At 56.4% G+C, this 14,750-nt stretch carries 13 protein-coding genes; all 13 read left to right on the forward strand.

What is annotated here, in order from left to right; genetic code table 11:
- Positions 1-138 precede the first annotated feature (138 nt).
- The gene (gene pyrR / locus AC5RE1_RS08945) at positions 139-708 is read left to right on the forward strand and encodes a bifunctional pyr operon transcriptional regulator/uracil phosphoribosyltransferase PyrR (RefSeq protein ID WP_006680992.1); all 570 of its coding nucleotides are present in this window, start codon (positions 139-141) and stop codon (positions 706-708) included.
- Positions 708-1,700: an aspartate carbamoyltransferase catalytic subunit gene (locus AC5RE1_RS08950; protein ID WP_006680993.1), complete on the forward strand. Its 993-nt coding sequence runs from the start codon at positions 708-710 to the stop codon at positions 1,698-1,700. The genes pyrR and AC5RE1_RS08950 overlap by 1 nt, the downstream gene beginning before the upstream one ends.
- Positions 1,693-3,018: a dihydroorotase gene (locus tag AC5RE1_RS08955; RefSeq protein WP_006680994.1), complete on the forward strand. Its 1,326-nt coding sequence runs from the start codon at positions 1,693-1,695 to the stop codon at positions 3,016-3,018. The genes AC5RE1_RS08950 and AC5RE1_RS08955 overlap by 8 nt, the downstream gene beginning before the upstream one ends.
- Positions 3,015-4,187 carry a glutamine-hydrolyzing carbamoyl-phosphate synthase small subunit gene (gene carA / locus AC5RE1_RS08960; RefSeq protein WP_493938715.1) on the forward strand — a complete coding sequence of 391 codons (1,173 nt, stop codon included), beginning with the start codon at positions 3,015-3,017 and terminating at the stop codon, positions 4,185-4,187. Before AC5RE1_RS08955 ends, carA begins: the two co-directional genes overlap by 4 nt.
- Complete coding sequence (gene carB / locus AC5RE1_RS08965; RefSeq protein WP_493938717.1) at positions 4,187-7,486, forward strand: carbamoyl-phosphate synthase large subunit; 3,300 nt, start codon at positions 4,187-4,189, stop codon at positions 7,484-7,486. The genes carA and carB overlap by 1 nt, the downstream gene beginning before the upstream one ends.
- Entirely contained in the window at positions 7,483-8,328 is an 846-nt protein-coding gene (gene pyrF / locus AC5RE1_RS08970) for an orotidine-5'-phosphate decarboxylase (RefSeq protein ID WP_103633737.1), read from the forward strand. Before carB ends, pyrF begins: the two co-directional genes overlap by 4 nt.
- 89 nt (positions 8,329-8,417) lie before the next feature.
- Positions 8,418-8,729 (forward strand): integration host factor, actinobacterial type, encoded by a 312-nt coding sequence (mihF, locus tag AC5RE1_RS08975; RefSeq protein WP_006680998.1) that lies wholly within the window; start codon positions 8,418-8,420, stop codon positions 8,727-8,729.
- A 29-nt stretch (positions 8,730-8,758) separates the two neighbouring features.
- On the forward strand, positions 8,759-9,316 hold the full coding sequence (gene gmk / locus AC5RE1_RS08980; protein WP_179370368.1) for a guanylate kinase: 558 nt from the start codon (positions 8,759-8,761) through the stop codon (positions 9,314-9,316).
- Positions 9,317-9,366: 50 nt separating this feature from the next.
- Complete coding sequence (rpoZ, locus tag AC5RE1_RS08985) at positions 9,367-9,633, forward strand: DNA-directed RNA polymerase subunit omega (protein WP_006681000.1); 267 nt, start codon at positions 9,367-9,369, stop codon at positions 9,631-9,633.
- A 5-nt stretch (positions 9,634-9,638) separates the two neighbouring features.
- A complete protein-coding gene (gene coaBC / locus AC5RE1_RS08990) occupies positions 9,639-10,883 on the forward strand; it encodes a bifunctional phosphopantothenoylcysteine decarboxylase/phosphopantothenate--cysteine ligase CoaBC (protein ID WP_006681001.1) in 1,245 nt (414 codons plus the stop codon).
- Positions 10,880-12,070, forward strand: a complete 1,191-nt coding sequence (gene metK, locus AC5RE1_RS08995; protein WP_006681002.1) for a methionine adenosyltransferase — start codon at positions 10,880-10,882, stop codon at positions 12,068-12,070. Before coaBC ends, metK begins: the two co-directional genes overlap by 4 nt.
- Before the next feature lie 86 nt (positions 12,071-12,156).
- Positions 12,157-12,702, forward strand: coding sequence for a vitamin K epoxide reductase family protein (locus AC5RE1_RS09000; RefSeq protein ID WP_493938767.1), 546 nt, complete (start codon positions 12,157-12,159; stop codon positions 12,700-12,702).
- A 46-nt stretch (positions 12,703-12,748) separates the two neighbouring features.
- Positions 12,749-14,728, forward strand: coding sequence for a primosomal protein N' family DNA-binding protein (locus tag AC5RE1_RS09005; protein ID WP_103633738.1), 1,980 nt, complete (start codon positions 12,749-12,751; stop codon positions 14,726-14,728).
- Positions 14,729-14,750: the final 22 nt, after the last annotated feature.

Raw genomic sequence — 14,750 nt, forward strand, 5'->3', positions numbered from 1 at the left:
AACCTCCTGCTTTCTTGGCAAGCATCGGTGATGATCAGCACGCCGTCAACTCGACAGATCCAGGGGGTAGGACACTACACTAGTTGACGAAGCGTTCCTTTAAATTCCGTCCCGTGAGGCGGGGAAGGAGATTCACTGATGGGATCAGTGCACCCACATGCAGAGCGGGGTAGCTCTGCACGGCAGGTTTTAGATGCCGATGATATTGCCCGTTCACTCACGCGAATCGCGTTTGAGATTATCGAAAGAAATGGCGAAGACCAGATGCTGGTCATCGCGGGAATCCCGACTCGTGGCGCGACGCTTGCCAAGCGCCTCGTCGAAAAGATCAACGAGGTCGGTGGTAGGCGCACGCAACTTGCCATCATCGACACGACAATGTTTCGGGATGACCTTTCCTCTCAGCCCCTTCGCGAGCCAAAGGAATCATTTGTACCGGCCCATGGCATCGACGGACGCACCGTCGTTCTTGTCGATGATGTGCTCTACACGGGACGCACCATCAAGGCTGCCCTCGATGCGCTGACATCGATCGGTCGCCCGAAGGCAGTCCAGCTCGCAGTTCTCGTTGACCGTGGTCACCGTGAATTGCCTATTCGCCCCGACTATGTGGGCAAGAACCTTCCCACCGCTCGTGATGAGTCAGTGTCGATTTGGCTGAATGAAACTGACGGTGAAGACTGCGTTCTGATTGAGAGGAACAACTGATGTCCTTGAATCACCTCATTTCCATCCGTGACCTCGAATATCGCGAAGCCCTCTTGCTTCTAGATACGGCTGAACAGATGGCGGCAACGCAGTCACGTCGAGTGAAGAAACTACCAACACTTCACGGTCGCACTGTTGTCAATCTGTTCTTCGAGGATTCAACCCGTACACGTCTGTCGTTTGAGGCTGCTGCAAAACGCCTCTCGGCAGACGTTATTAATTTCTCCGCTAAAGGATCGTCGGTCTCCAAAGGCGAATCGCTCAAAGACACGGCTCTCACCCTCCAAGCCATGGGCGCCGACGCGGTGGTTGTCCGCCACTCTTCTTCCGGAGCGGCTCACCGCCTTGCACACGCTGGTTGGATGGACCTGCCGGTGCTGAACGCGGGCGATGGCACTCACCAGCATCCGACTCAGGCGCTTCTTGATGCCATGACCCTGCGTCGCCACTACAAACGCAACCCCTCAGACCCCGACGTTGAACCGCTGGCACCGGGCACCGATCTCAAAGGCGCGCGCGTCGTGATCGTCGGCGATGTTCTCCACTCGCGAGTTGCGAGGTCCAACGTTGATCTTCTGACTCTGCTGGGCGCCCACGTCACGTTGGTCGCGCCTCCTACGTTGCTTCCCGTGGGCGTTGAAAACTGGACCTGTGATATCGAATACGACTTCGATAAGGCTCTCGCCACCGACCCCGACGCCGTGATGATGCTACGCGTCCAGCGTGAGCGCATGAGCGCTGCCGGCGGCGGATTCTTCCCGTCACCGGGCGAATATCACACCGCATACGGCCTCGATAATCAGCGTTTCAACGTTCTCAACCCCGAATGCATCGTGATGCACCCCGGCCCGATGAACCGAGGCCTTGAAATTAGCGCGGAGGCAGCTGACTCAAAGCGTTCCGTTGTCGTCGAACAAGTCTCCAATGGCGTCAGCGTTCGTATGGCTGCCCTCTACCTGCTTCTTGCCACGGAAGGAAACACCAATGACTGAAAACACCTCGAAAACTTGGTTCATTTCCGGCGCATCGATTCTGGGAGAGCAATCCAGCGACATCCTGGTCCGTGACGGCGTCATTGTTGCTATCGGTGCCGAAGCAAAGGACGGCGCCACCAATGCCCGGCATATTGATGCCGACGGTCTGATCGCGCTTCCCGGCCTCGTCGATATGCACACGCACCTGCGGGAACCCGGGCGTGAAGACGCCGAAACGATCGAAACCGGCACGCGCGCTGCGGCGGTGGGTGGCTACACAGCCGTTCACGCGATGGCGAACACGACCCCGGTTGCCGATAGCGCATCGGTTGTCGATCAGGTGTGGCAGATCGGTCACGACCTGGGATGGGTTGATGTCCGCCCGGTTGGTGCCGTGACTCAAGGCCTCGCTGGCAAGCACCTGTCGTCGATGGGTGCGATGGCACATTCCCGCTCTCAGGTGCGCGTCTTTTCTGATGATGGCAAGTGCGTGTCGGATCCGGTTCTCATGCGTCGTGCCCTCGAATATGTGAAGACCTTCGGTGGCGTCGTTGCGCAGCACTCGCAGGATCCGGACTTGACTGACGGTGCGCAGATGAATGAATCGCCACTGTCTGGTGAACTCGGTTTGGCCGGTTGGCCTCCCGTCGCTGAAGAGGCGATCATTGCCCGCGACATTTTGCTGGCAAAGCACGTCGGTTCGCGCCTTCACGTGTGCCACCTTTCGACTGCCGGATCGGTAGACCTGATTCGTTGGGGCAAGCGCATGGGTGTTGACGTGACGGCAGAAGTAACTCCACACCACCTGCTCCTCACTGAGGAAATGGCCACGACTTACGATCCGCTCTACAAGGTCAACCCGCCACTTCGCACTCGCGAAGACGTGGAGGCAGTCCGCGAGGGCCTCGCCGATGGCACGATTGACGTTGTGGGAACCGACCATGCTCCGCATCCGCTCGAAGACAAGGACTGCGAGTGGCAGGCGGGCGCGTTCGGCATGACCGGCCTGGAAACTGCATTGCCGATCCTGATCGAAACAATGGTGAACACCGGTCGCATGACGTGGGCCGATATTGCTCGCGTGATGTCGACAAAGCCTGCGCAGATCGGCATGGTTGCCACTCAGGGGCAGGGTCTTGTGGTGGGCGCTCCGGCCAATATCACGCTGGTTGATCCGAGCGTGCGCCGGAAAGTGGATCCCACCCAGCAGTTCACGCGCTCAACCAATTCGCCGTACCGAGGGATGGAGTTGCCCGGCCAGGTTCTGTACACGCTGTACGCCGGTGATGCAACCGTCATGGGCGGAATGCCGATTGAAAAGGCGGACCGGCGATGACCCAATCAGAACTCGCACTGCTCGTCCTTGAAGATGGCACGGTATTCCCCGGATACGCCTGGGGCAAACGCGGGCGCACACTGGGTGAGATTGTCTTTTCCACAGGCATGACCGGATACCAAGAGACGCTCACGGATCCTTCATATCACCGCCAGATCGTCGTCATGACGGCACCTCACATCGGTAATACCGGTGTCAACGATGAAGATCCTGAATCCAAACAGATCTGGGTTGCCGGTTTCGTTGTGCGTGAGCCTGCACGTCGAGCATCAAACTGGCGATCGAAGCGCACCCTTGATGAAGAACTCATTGAGCAGGGGATCGTGGGAATCAGTGGTGTTGATACTCGCGCTATCACGCGCCACATCCGCTCACACGGCGCGATGCGCGCTGGAATCTTCTCCGGTGGTGCACTTCCCGCAGGCGCTGAGCACCTGACTAACCAGGTGCGCGATGCTCTGGTACGTATTGTCGTTGATCAACCGATGATGGCCGGCGCAGCCTTAGCATCCGAGGTTTCGACAAAAGACACCTACGTTGTTAAAGGCGAAGGTGAACCGGTATGTCGCGTAGTGGCCGTGGATTTGGGCATCAAATCGCGCACACCGGAGCAGCTTGCGCAAAGAGGGGTCGAGGTTCATGTTGTGCCCAACACCGTGAGTTTCGCGGATATTCAGGCTCTGAACCCCGATGGAGTTTTCTTCTCGAATGGGCCGGGTGACCCCGCGTCTGCTGACCTGGAGATTGAGCTACTACGTGCGGTCCTGGATGCTGGGCTCCCGTACTTCGGCATTTGCTTCGGACACCAACTGTTCGGTCGCGCTCTGGGGTATGGAACCTACAAGCTCGAATTCGGTCACCGCGGTGTCAACCAGCCGGTGAAGGATCTGGTGACCGGTCGCGTTGAAATCACCGCCCACAACCATGGTTTCGCAGTGGACGCCCCCGTTGGGGATCCCTCAGTCGCACCGTTCGACGCTGGTCGCTATGGAAAGGTTGAAGTCAGCCACATTGATCTCAACGATGGGGTTGTGGAAGGCCTGCGGGCACTTGATATTCCCGCTTTCTCGGTTCAATACCACCCCGAAGCGGCGGCTGGTCCTCACGATGGTGAGCATCTCTTCGATCGTTTTGTATCCATGATTCTGGCCGCGAAGGAGGCGAACTGATGCCTAAGCGCCAAGATTTGCGGTCCGTCCTTGTTATCGGGTCCGGTCCGATCGTTATTGGTCAAGCGTGCGAATTCGACTATTCGGGTACCCAGGCATGCCGTGTTCTCAAAGAAGAAGGCCTGCGCGTTATCCTCGTGAACTCCAACCCGGCCACGATTATGACCGACCCGGAGATTGCCGATGCCACGTACGTTGAACCGATTACCCCCGAAGTCGTTACGTCGATTATCGAAAAGGAACGACCAGACGCTCTACTTGCAACACTGGGTGGTCAAACTGCACTGAATACAGCGGTTGCGCTGAACGAAGCTGGCGTTCTCGAAAAGTACAACGTTGAGCTGATCGGCGCGTCCATCGAGGCGATTAACGCAGGTGAAGACCGGGAAATCTTCAAGGAGATCGTTGAGACGTGTGGCGCCGAAGTCGCACGTTCCTATATTGCTCACACGATGGAAGAATGCCACGAAGCGGCAGCTCAACTCGGCTACCCGCTGGTTGTACGTCCCTCGTTCACGATGGGTGGTTTGGGTTCAGGCTTCGCCTACACCCCCGAAGATCTCGAACGCATCGCCGGTCAGGGACTTGCGGCGTCGATCACCACCGAGGTTTTGCTCGAAGAATCCATCCTCGGCTGGAAGGAATACGAGCTCGAGCTCATGCGAGACAAGGCGGATAACGTCGTTGTCGTCTGTTCGATCGAAAACATTGACCCGGTGGGTGTTCACACGGGCGACTCGGTGACCGTTGCACCCGCATTGACACTCACCGACCGCGAGTTGCAGCGTCTGCGCGATATCGGCATTGCGGTGATCCGTAAGGTCGGTGTTGATACTGGTGGCTGTAATATCCAGTTTGCTCTGGATCCGAAGACTGGTCGCATCATCGTCATCGAAATGAACCCGCGTGTATCGCGTTCATCCGCGCTGGCATCCAAGGCGACGGGCTTCCCGATTGCGAAGATCGCAGCGCGCCTCGCCACCGGTTACACGCTCGACGAAATCCCGAACGACATCACGGGCTCCACGCCTGCGTCTTTCGAGCCCACGCTGGACTACGTCGTGGTGAAGGTTCCGCGATTCACCTTCGAAAAGTTCCCGGAAGCTGATCCCACGCTGTCGACCTCAATGAAAGCAGTCGGCGAGGCCATGGCAATCGGGCGCAATTTCACGGAGGCGTTTCAAAAAGCGTTGCGCTCCATCGACAAGTCGGGAGTCCAATTCTCGTGGGCGCGGCCTCGTCCCACCACAGAAGAGACAAAAGCACTTGTCGCTCAGGCTGCACGAGGTACCGAACAGCGCTTTGTGCAGGTCATGGACGCAATCCGTGGAGGTGCGACGCTCGACGAGCTCTTCGATTCGACGAAGATCGACCCCTGGTTCCTTGACCAGTTCTACTTGCTTGACGAGATTGCTTGTGAAATCGCAGAAGCTCCCGCGCTCAACCGCGAGGTACTGAGTCTTGCGAAACGTCACGGCTTCTCTGACCGTCAGATTGGTGATATTCGAGGCCTGTCGGAGACGAGCGTGCGAGAAGTACGAGGCGCTTTCGAAATTCACCCCGTCTTCAAGACGGTGGATACGTGTTCGGCAGAGTTTGCAGCGAAGACTCCGTATCACTACTCGACCTACGACTTCGAGAACGAGGTTGCGCCCCGCGAGCGCGAAGCAGTCATCATTCTGGGTGCTGGACCGAACCGTATCGGTCAGGGCATTGAGTTCGATTATTCGTGCGTGCACGCAGCGATGAGCCTGCGCGAGCGCTACGACACGATCATGGTGAACTGCAACCCAGAAACCGTGTCGACTGACTACGATATTTCGGATCGCCTCTACTTTGAGCCCCTGACACTTGAGGATGTGCTCGAGATCTACCGGGCAGAAAGCGAGGCCGGTCCGGTCAAGGGCGTTATTGTTCAGTTGGGTGGTCAGACTCCGCTGTCGCTTGCGCGTGATCTTGAGGCTGCGGGGGTGCCGATTCTTGGCACGTCGCCGTCGTCGATCGATGTGGCTGAAGACCGTGAAGAGTTCGCTAAGGTGCTGGCGATTGCCGGTTGCCCGGCTCCGGCGCACGATACGGCTCATGTGGTCTCGCAGGTTCGTGAGGTTGCTGAGCGCGTTGGATATCCGGTGCTTCTGCGCCCCAGCTTCGTCTTGGGCGGTCGTGGTATGGAAATCGTGAATGACGAGGCCGCGCTCGATCGCTATCTCGATAGGCCGGATATTGGCGCGCTGTTCTCACGCGGTCCACTGTTGATTGACCGTTTCTTGGATGCGGCGATCGAAATTGACGTGGACGCGCTGTATGACGGTAATGAATTGTTTATGGGCGCCATTATGGAGCACATTGAAGAGGCCGGTATTCACTCCGGTGACTCGGCATGCGTATTGCCACCGATGACTCTGTCGTCCAGCCAGCTTCACCGGATTGCTGCATCGACCGAAGCGATTGCACGTGAGGTGGGGGTGCGTGGCCTGATCAATATCCAGTTCGCCCTCTTGTCCGATGTCCTGTACGTGATTGAGGCGAATCCTCGTGCTTCTCGTACGGTGCCTTTTGCTTCGAAGGCGACGGGCGTGCCTCTGGCGAAGGCAGCATCTTTGATCCAGGTGGGCGATTCGATCGCATCGTTGCGTGAGCGTGGCATTCTCCCTGTCACGGATGCACGCGAGATCCGTGATGGTGCCTCGATTGCAGTGAAGCAGGTTGTTCTTCCATTCAAGCGCTTCCGTACAGCTCAGGGATTGGTCGTGGATACGATCCTCGGGCCTGAGATGCGCTCGACGGGCGAGGTTATGGGTATCGATCACAACTTCCCGACGGCATTCGCGAAGTCGCAATCCGGTGCGATCGGAAAACTGCCGACCGAAGGTACGGTCTTCATTTCGATTGCGGATACGGACAAGCGTGCGATCGTGTTCCCTGCGGCTCGTATGCGGGACCTTGGTTTTACGATTTTGGCGACAACGGGTACAGCTTCGGTGTTGCGCCGAAACGGGATTGAGGCCCAAGCTGTTCGCAAGCGCTCTGAGGGACGAGGCAATGAAGGTGAGCCCACCATCGTTGATTTGATCAACGATGGGATGATCGACATCGTTGTGAATACTCCGCAGAAGAGCGATAACCGCCACGACGGCTATCAGATTCGTACCGCTGCAATGACCCACGACAAGACGATTGTGACGACGCTCCAGGCGTTTAACGCGCTTGTTCAAGCGATTGAGGTGCGTACTCACGGTGCGTATCACGTGCGATCGTTGCAGGAATGGGATGCGCTTCGAAAGGAGAATGAACGATGACCATGCGAGGTTTCGGTGATCGTCTTGCCGATGCAATGGCTGAGCATGGGCCTATGTGCGTTGGGATTGACCCGCACCCCGGTCTGCTTGACCAGTGGGGCTTAGACCATTCGATCGACGGATTGCGTAGGTTTTCTCTGGGCGTTGTTGAAGCGTTGGGAGGCAAAGTTGCTGCATTCAAACCGCAGTCAGCCTTCTTCGAACGTTTTGGATCACACGGCGTCGGCGTATTGGAAGAAGTCATTGACGCCTGTCGAAATGCGGGTTCCTTGTGCATCGTGGACGCTAAACGCGGTGACATTGGTTCAACTATGAACGGTTACGCCGATGCGTATCTGGCTAATGGTTCTCCGCTGGCCGGCGATGCTGTGACTCTTTCACCGTATTTGGGTGTTGGCGCGCTCACCCCGGCGCTTGAAATGGCAAAAGAGACGGGCAGGGGAGTGTTCGTTCTTGCTCTGACATCGAACCCTCAGGGTGCTTCGGTTCAACACTGTGTGAACTCCGAGGGGCAATCGGTTGCTGGGGGAGTCATTCAAGCAGTGTCCGATTTCAATGCGACGTTCGACTTTGAGCACATGGGTCCTGCTGGAATTGTTGTGGGCGCGACCGTTGGGGATGCTCGCCGTCGCCTGGGCATCTCTTTCGATGCCTTCAATGGCGCAATTCTTGCCCCCGGGGTGGGAGCTCAAGGTGCCGGTCCGAAGGAACTGGGCGAGGTGTTCGGCCAAGCAGCTTTGAACGTGCTCGCGTCGTCATCTCGAGCGATTTTGGCGAAAGGCCCCGATGCTCTGGGCCTTCAACAGGCATATGCTCAAGCGGTCGCCGAATTAGCTGAGTGAATATTGCTTCCCACTTTCTTCACACAAAAGCCCTGTTAACACGATAAAATCGCCTGCAACAGTCACAATCTGTGAAGGAGTGGGAAGCAATGGCGCTACCTCATCTGACACCCGAACAACGTGCTCAAGCTCTAGAAAAAGCAACTGCAGCGCGTCGCGCGCGCGCGGATATCAAAGCACGTTTGAAGAATCGCGAAATTACGCTTTCAGAGGTTCTCAACCTTGCCGAAAAGGATGAGTCAATCGCCAAGATGCGTGTTGTCTCACTGCTTGAGTCAATGCCACGCGTTGGAGTCACAACGGCTGCGGCATTGATGGAAGAGTACGGTATTGCTCAATCACGTCGTGTCAGGGGCCTTGGGCATGTTCAAGCTCAGGCTTTAATCGAACGATTCGGCTAATAGCAGGTAAAGGTGGCACGATTGTCAGCATGGATAAACCACGACTGACCGTGCTTGCCGGTCCCACTGCTGTAGGTAAGGGGACCGTCGTTCAAGCTCTTCGTGAACGTCACCCGGAACTGGTTGTTTCCGTCTCTGCGACGACTCGTTCGCCCAGGCCGGGTGAAGTTGATGGCGTTCATTATCTGTTCAAGACAGATGAAGAATTTGACGCGCTTGTCGAATCGGGATTGATGCTCGAATGGGCGACAGTCCACGGTGTTCACCGCTACGGCACACCTGCGCCACCTGTCGACGAGGCCTTGAAAGCAGGTAAACCTGTCCTGCTCGAGATTGACCTTGATGGTGCCCGTCAGGTGATGAAAACGCGTCCTGATGCGCTCTTCGTTTTTCTTGCACCTCCGTCGTGGGATGAGCTTGTGAGGCGCCTCGTCGGTCGCGGAACCGAAGACGAGGAGGAACGCGTGCGTCGTCTTCAAACTGCCAAGGTAGAGATGGCTGCAGAGACGGAATTCAACGTAACTGTGACGAATGACGACCTCGACGACACCGTTACTGAACTGGCTCACCTTATGGGGCTGGAGTAAACTGGCCCCCAGTGTGGCCAGATGGCCACGTTTGAATCCAGGAGGACCGCATGGCCGGAATCGTCGCACAGCCCCAAGGCATCACGTCGCCACCGATTGATGATCTGCTTGAGCACGTCGATTCAAAGTACGCTCTCGTTATCGTTGCCGCTCGTCGCGCACGTCAGATCAACTCGTACAACCTTCAGCTTGAACAGAACATGATTCAGTTCGTTGGACCCGTTGTCGATGTTGAACCCGATGAAAAGCCCCTGGGTATCGCACTTCGCGAGATCAACGATGGCATGATCTCGGTCGAAGCCGAGCAGAAAGCCTGACGCGTATGCGCCCCACGGTGATCGTCGGGGTCAGCGCTGGAATCGCCGCCTACAAGGCGGCGATTCTTGTACGTGAGCTGATTCGCGCCGGATGCGATGTTCGTGTTGTTCCAACACCTGCCTCTTTAGAGTTCGTTGGAAAAGCAACGTGGGAAGGCCTGACTGGTCACCCGGTTCACACCGGGCTCACCGATCACCCAGGCTCTGATCATGTGGAGCTTGCTCGTATCGCTGATTTGATTGTTATCGCCCCTGCTACCGCGGATGTGATGGCACGCATTCGCGCCGGCTTTGCGAATGATCTTTTGACGACCACCGTCTTGGCATCTCGTTGCCCACTTGTTCTGAGCCCGGCAATGCACACGGCAATGTGGGATAACGCTGCCACTCAAGATAACGTTGCCGTTCTACGCCAGCGTGGAATAACCATCATCGACCCCGCGTCCGGTGCGCTTGGCTCCGGGGATCATGGAGTTGGTAGGCTCCCCGAACCTGAAGAAATTGCTCGTGTGTGCCTCGATACTCTCGCATCAACGCAGACTTCGTTCTCTTCCAACGAACAGATGCTTTTTGGACGTCATATTGTCGTGACCGCAGGCGGAACTCAAGAACCACTGGATCCGGTGCGCTTCATTGGCAACCGTTCGTCGGGACGCCAAGGCATCGAGATTGCTCGCTCATCAGCTCGAATGGGCGCGACAGTACACCTGATCGCATCGAACGTTGAAAAGTCGCTGCTGGACGATCTTGAACCTTCGATTAGCGTTTCCTTCGCACCCACGGCCCACGATGTTGAACTCGCGGTTCAGGCTCAGTGTGATGGCGCAGACGCGCTGGTGATGTGCGCGGCAATCGCCGATTTTAGTCCCACCAGCGTTGCTGATGCGAAGATCAAGAAGACGGATGATTCTTCAGACGTTCCCACCATTGAATTGGAACGTACGACGGATATTCTTGCCACCGTCGCCCACAGCGATTCAAGGCCCACGGTGCTCGTCGGATTCGCCGCTGAAACAGGTCAGGCAGACACCGTACTTGCCTATGGCAAAGAGAAGGCACGCCGTAAGGGCGCCGACTTCCTCGCGATTAACCGCGTGGGTGATGGGTTCGGTTTTGGTGACGTCGACAACCACGTCACGATCGTCGACTCGAAAGGCGAGCTTGTCGGTGAAGTCTCTGGCTCAAAAGCTCGCGTTGCGGACTTTCTCATCACAACAATCGCTCAAAGACTCGCTACTATTGATGGGTGACTTCTAATCGACAGCTCTTTACGTCAGAATCCGTGACCGAAGGTCATCCGGATAAGGTCTGTGACCGAATTTCGGATTCAATCCTTGATGCTCTTGTAGAAAAAGACCCGCATTCTCGTGTCGCGGTCGAGACTATGGTGACCACGGGCCTCGTGCACGTTGCCGGTGAGGTAACAACCGAGGCCTACGTTGAGATTCCTCAGATTGTTCGTGATGAGATTCTGAAAATTGGCTACAACTCTTCACAAGTGGGCTTTGACGGTGCCTCGTGTGGCGTATCGATTTCGATTGGACAGCAGAGCCCTGATATTGCCGGGGGAGTGGACCACGCGCTTGAAGAGCGTGAAGGTAGTGCAAGTGATGTCCGTGATAGTCAGGGCGCTGGCGACCAGGGAATCATGTTTGGTTATGCCTGCGCTGATACACCCGATCTGATGCCTGCCCCGATTTGGCTGGCGCACAAGCTGTCGAAGCGCCTGGCTGACGTCCGTCATAACGAAATCGCCACCGGTCTGCGTCCCGATGGAAAGACTCAGGTCACATTGGCGTACGAGGACGGCAAGCCTGTTGGTATTGATTCGGTTCTCGTTTCCACTCAGCATGATGAGGCTCTGAACCAATCCGATTTGCGCGACCTGATTGTGGCACACGTGATTGACCCGGTTCTTCGCGACGACGGCCTCGATCTCGACACGGCCGATATGAAGATCCTCGTCAATCCCTCCGGACGCTTCGTCATCGGTGGCCCCGCCGGCGATGCAGGCGTAACCGGGCGAAAGATTATAGTTGACACCTACGGTGGTATGGCACGTCACGGTGGTGGAGCGTTCTCCGGTAAGGACCCATCGAAGGTTGACCGTAGCGCCACGTACGCTGCGCGCTGGGCGGCGAAGAATGTAGTTGCAGCCGGTCTTGCTTCCAAATGCGAGATTCAGCTTGCCTACGCGATTGGCCGCGCTCATCCTGTCGGTCTCTATGTTGAAACATTTGGTACCGGAAATGTGAGTGACCAGCAGATTGCACGCGCCATTGAGACTGTTTTTGACTTGCGTCCGGCCGGCATTATCGCTGACCTGGATCTGCTACGCCCGATTTACGCTGCCACATCTTCCTACGGCCATTTTGGTCGTCCGGGCTTCCCGTGGGAAGAAACGAACCGCGTCGACGAATTGTTGAGTGTGAGCTGATGACCGCTCCCTCTGTTCTGATTGACGAGGCCGCCTCCACCGATTCGTCATTTGACTTGAAATGGCGACGACGAACAACAGTAGAGATGATCATTTCTGGGCTGATTGGGCTTTACGCTTCTTTCGTCCTTTCGATTGAAGCATGGCAGTTAGCTGCCGATTCAGCGAAGACATTCGCTTGTGATGTTTCATCGGTCCTGTCATGTTCCACGGTGGCGCAGACGCCTCAAGCTCGTATCCTGGGGTTCCCGAACGCATTCCTAGGAATCTTTTTCGAAGCGGTAGTTCTTGCCATTTCGGTCGCTTTGTTTAGCGGAGTGAAGTTTTCCCGCTGGTACATGGCGTGTGCCAATGTGCTGTACACAATCGCATTGTTCTTCGCGTACTGGCTTTTCAGCCAGTCTTTTTTCGTGATCCACGTGCTTTGCCCGTGGTGTTTGGCGATCACCGTGACAACAACCCTTGTCTTTGCGGGCTTGACACGGATTAATATCCGCGAAGGTGTTCTTCCGGTGCCTGCGTGGTTGAAACGCAGTGTGACCTTGGGGTATGACTGGTCGTTCTGGGGATTGTTGCTGTTCATCCTGATCGCGATGGTCGTAGCCAGGTACGGGGTAGCTCTGCTCGGCTAACCGATGTGCAGTTCAATTCCTCCATGGCTCATGGTGCAATAGAGCCATGGTTATTCAAGGTAACAGCGACGTTCTTTTTGGCTTAGAGCAGGTCGCCACCGCGCAGGCTATTGCCAGCGTGTGCGTGGATGTTGATGTCCCACACCTTGATCGCCCGCTGGACTATGCAATCGTTCCAGAGCTCGCCGATTCGGTTGTTCCAGGCGTTGCCGTAAAGGTTCATCTTGCCGGAAGAAGCGTCACCGGTTGGGTCCTCAGCGTCAGAACCGAGGTCCCCGAACATCGTTTAAGTCCGATCGATAAAGTTATCTCGCGCCTGCCCGTCCTTTCGCCTTCGATTGCGAAAGTGGCTCGGAAGATCGCAGACCGCCAGGTAGCAACGCTCTCACAAGCACTCTCGCTTGCACTTCCACAGCGTCATGTGGGTGCCGAAAAATCATTCTTAGCACAGGACGAAAGCCAACAGCTTGAGTGGAATGTAGACACTGATGCAGATGGGGGAGCCTGGCACGACAATCCCGTGGGATGTACGCTTCTTGCTCACCTGTCTCATGGTGATCCAGTCCGCAGCGTCTGGACAGCTTTGGGGCCAACGCGTGATGAGCGCCTCGTGGACTGTATTCAGGCCAACGCCGCCGCACACCGTGGAGCCATCATCGTCGCGCCCACACACTGGCAGGCATCGCAGCTGTATAGGCTGATCCAGACCCGCCTTGGGGTTCCAGCTGCACTGATGACAACGCAGACATCCGCGGAAGACCGATATCTGACGCACCTCCAAGCGATGGCAGGTGAACTTGGCATCGTCGTCGGTACTCGTTCAAGTATCTGGACGCCGTTGAAGAATCTCGGTCTCATTGTCATTTGGGATGACAGCGATGACCGTCTTGTCGAACAGCGAGCACCGCGTGCGGATGCACTCGACATTGCAATGGCACGATGCGCCGAAGAACACTGTTCGCTTCTTATCGCCTCTTTCTCGCGTTCTGTTAAAGCACAAGCACTTGTTGAATCCGGTTGGGCCGTTTCCTTAATGGAAGATGGTTCAAAGAAACGCGCACTTGTCCCAACCGTCCGCGTTGTTGATGATGCCTACATCGAGAGGGAAGGCCCCAGTGGAGCAATGCGCATTCCCTCAGCTGCTCTTGCCACTATCCGCACGGGTCTTGCCACCGGCCCAGTGTTAGTTCAGGTCGCTCATGCTGGATATGTTCCTGTTGTTTCATGCTCCCAATGCAGGAGTGTTGCGCGTTGCCATCATTGTCACGGGCCACTAGAGAAATCAGACCAGGACACCATTTCGTGTTCATGGTGTCACCGCCCCACGTCGGGATGGCAGTGCCCAACGTGCGCAGGAACGCGGTTACGACACGCACGCATCGGCTCTGAACGAACGGGAGAAGAACTCGCCCGCGCAATGCCGACGGCGTCAGTCTTGGTTTCATCATCAAGCAATGCGTTGACCCGCACGATCAGTCATAAACCACAGGTTGTCGTCGCAACCCCCGGTAGTGAACCGCTGGCTGAAGGTGGGTATCACGCTGTGGTGATCTTGGATGCCCAAGCGATTGCTGGTCGACCAGAACTATGGGCCCCTCAAGAAGCAATGCGCCGGTGGTTCAACGCGTTGGCACTCGCTCGCCCCGAAGCAAGTGCCCTCATTTGTGGTGGTATCACGCCTTCCATGGCACAGGCTCTTATTCGCTATAACCCTGTTTCATTTGCTCACGATCTGCTTGAAGACCGCAAAGCCAACGGATTCTTCCCTGCAAAAACCGTGATCGCGATCGACGGACAACGCAAAGACTCTCTCGGAGTTGCCGAGTCCTCCGGTGGCGAACTCCTGGGTGAGTACACGTATCAGGCGGTGAAGGAAGGGACGTTACCTATTGTGCGCTCCTTGGTCAGCGTTGAACGTGACCAGCTTCCCGAAGTGTTAGTCACACTGAAGAAGCTCCTGCAATATCGCAGTGCCCACAAGCTTCCTACCGTGAAGATCACGGTCAATCCGCCAGAGCTTTTCTAAAGCGATTCCTTTCGTTCGTTAG

The sequence above is a fragment of the Actinotignum sp. usb-actsch-rep-73 genome, assembly GCF_059082735.1.

Bases quoted from the DNA above. Each gene is read 5' to 3' on its own strand.
- gmk (WP_179370368.1), top strand. From the start codon at position 8,759: ATGGATAAACCACGACTGACCGTGCTTGCCGGTCCCACTGCTGTAGGT.
- AC5RE1_RS09005 (WP_103633738.1), top strand. From the start codon at position 12,749: ATGGTTATTCAAGGTAACAGCGACGTTCTTTTTGGCTTAGAGCAGGTC.
- mihF (WP_006680998.1), top strand. From the start codon at position 8,418: ATGGCGCTACCTCATCTGACACCCGAACAACGTGCTCAAGCTCTAGAA.
- pyrF (WP_103633737.1), top strand. From the start codon at position 7,483: ATGACCATGCGAGGTTTCGGTGATCGTCTTGCCGATGCAATGGCTGAG.
- rpoZ (WP_006681000.1), top strand. From the start codon at position 9,367: ATGGCCGGAATCGTCGCACAGCCCCAAGGCATCACGTCGCCACCGATT.
- AC5RE1_RS09000 (WP_493938767.1), top strand. From the start codon at position 12,157: ATGATCATTTCTGGGCTGATTGGGCTTTACGCTTCTTTCGTCCTTTCG.
- pyrR (WP_006680992.1), top strand. From the start codon at position 139: ATGGGATCAGTGCACCCACATGCAGAGCGGGGTAGCTCTGCACGGCAG.
- coaBC (WP_006681001.1), top strand. From the start codon at position 9,639: ATGCGCCCCACGGTGATCGTCGGGGTCAGCGCTGGAATCGCCGCCTAC.
- AC5RE1_RS08955 (WP_006680994.1), top strand. From the start codon at position 1,693: ATGACTGAAAACACCTCGAAAACTTGGTTCATTTCCGGCGCATCGATT.
- carA (WP_493938715.1), top strand. From the start codon at position 3,015: ATGACCCAATCAGAACTCGCACTGCTCGTCCTTGAAGATGGCACGGTA.
- carB (WP_493938717.1), top strand. From the start codon at position 4,187: ATGCCTAAGCGCCAAGATTTGCGGTCCGTCCTTGTTATCGGGTCCGGT.
- AC5RE1_RS08950 (WP_006680993.1), top strand. From the start codon at position 708: ATGTCCTTGAATCACCTCATTTCCATCCGTGACCTCGAATATCGCGAA.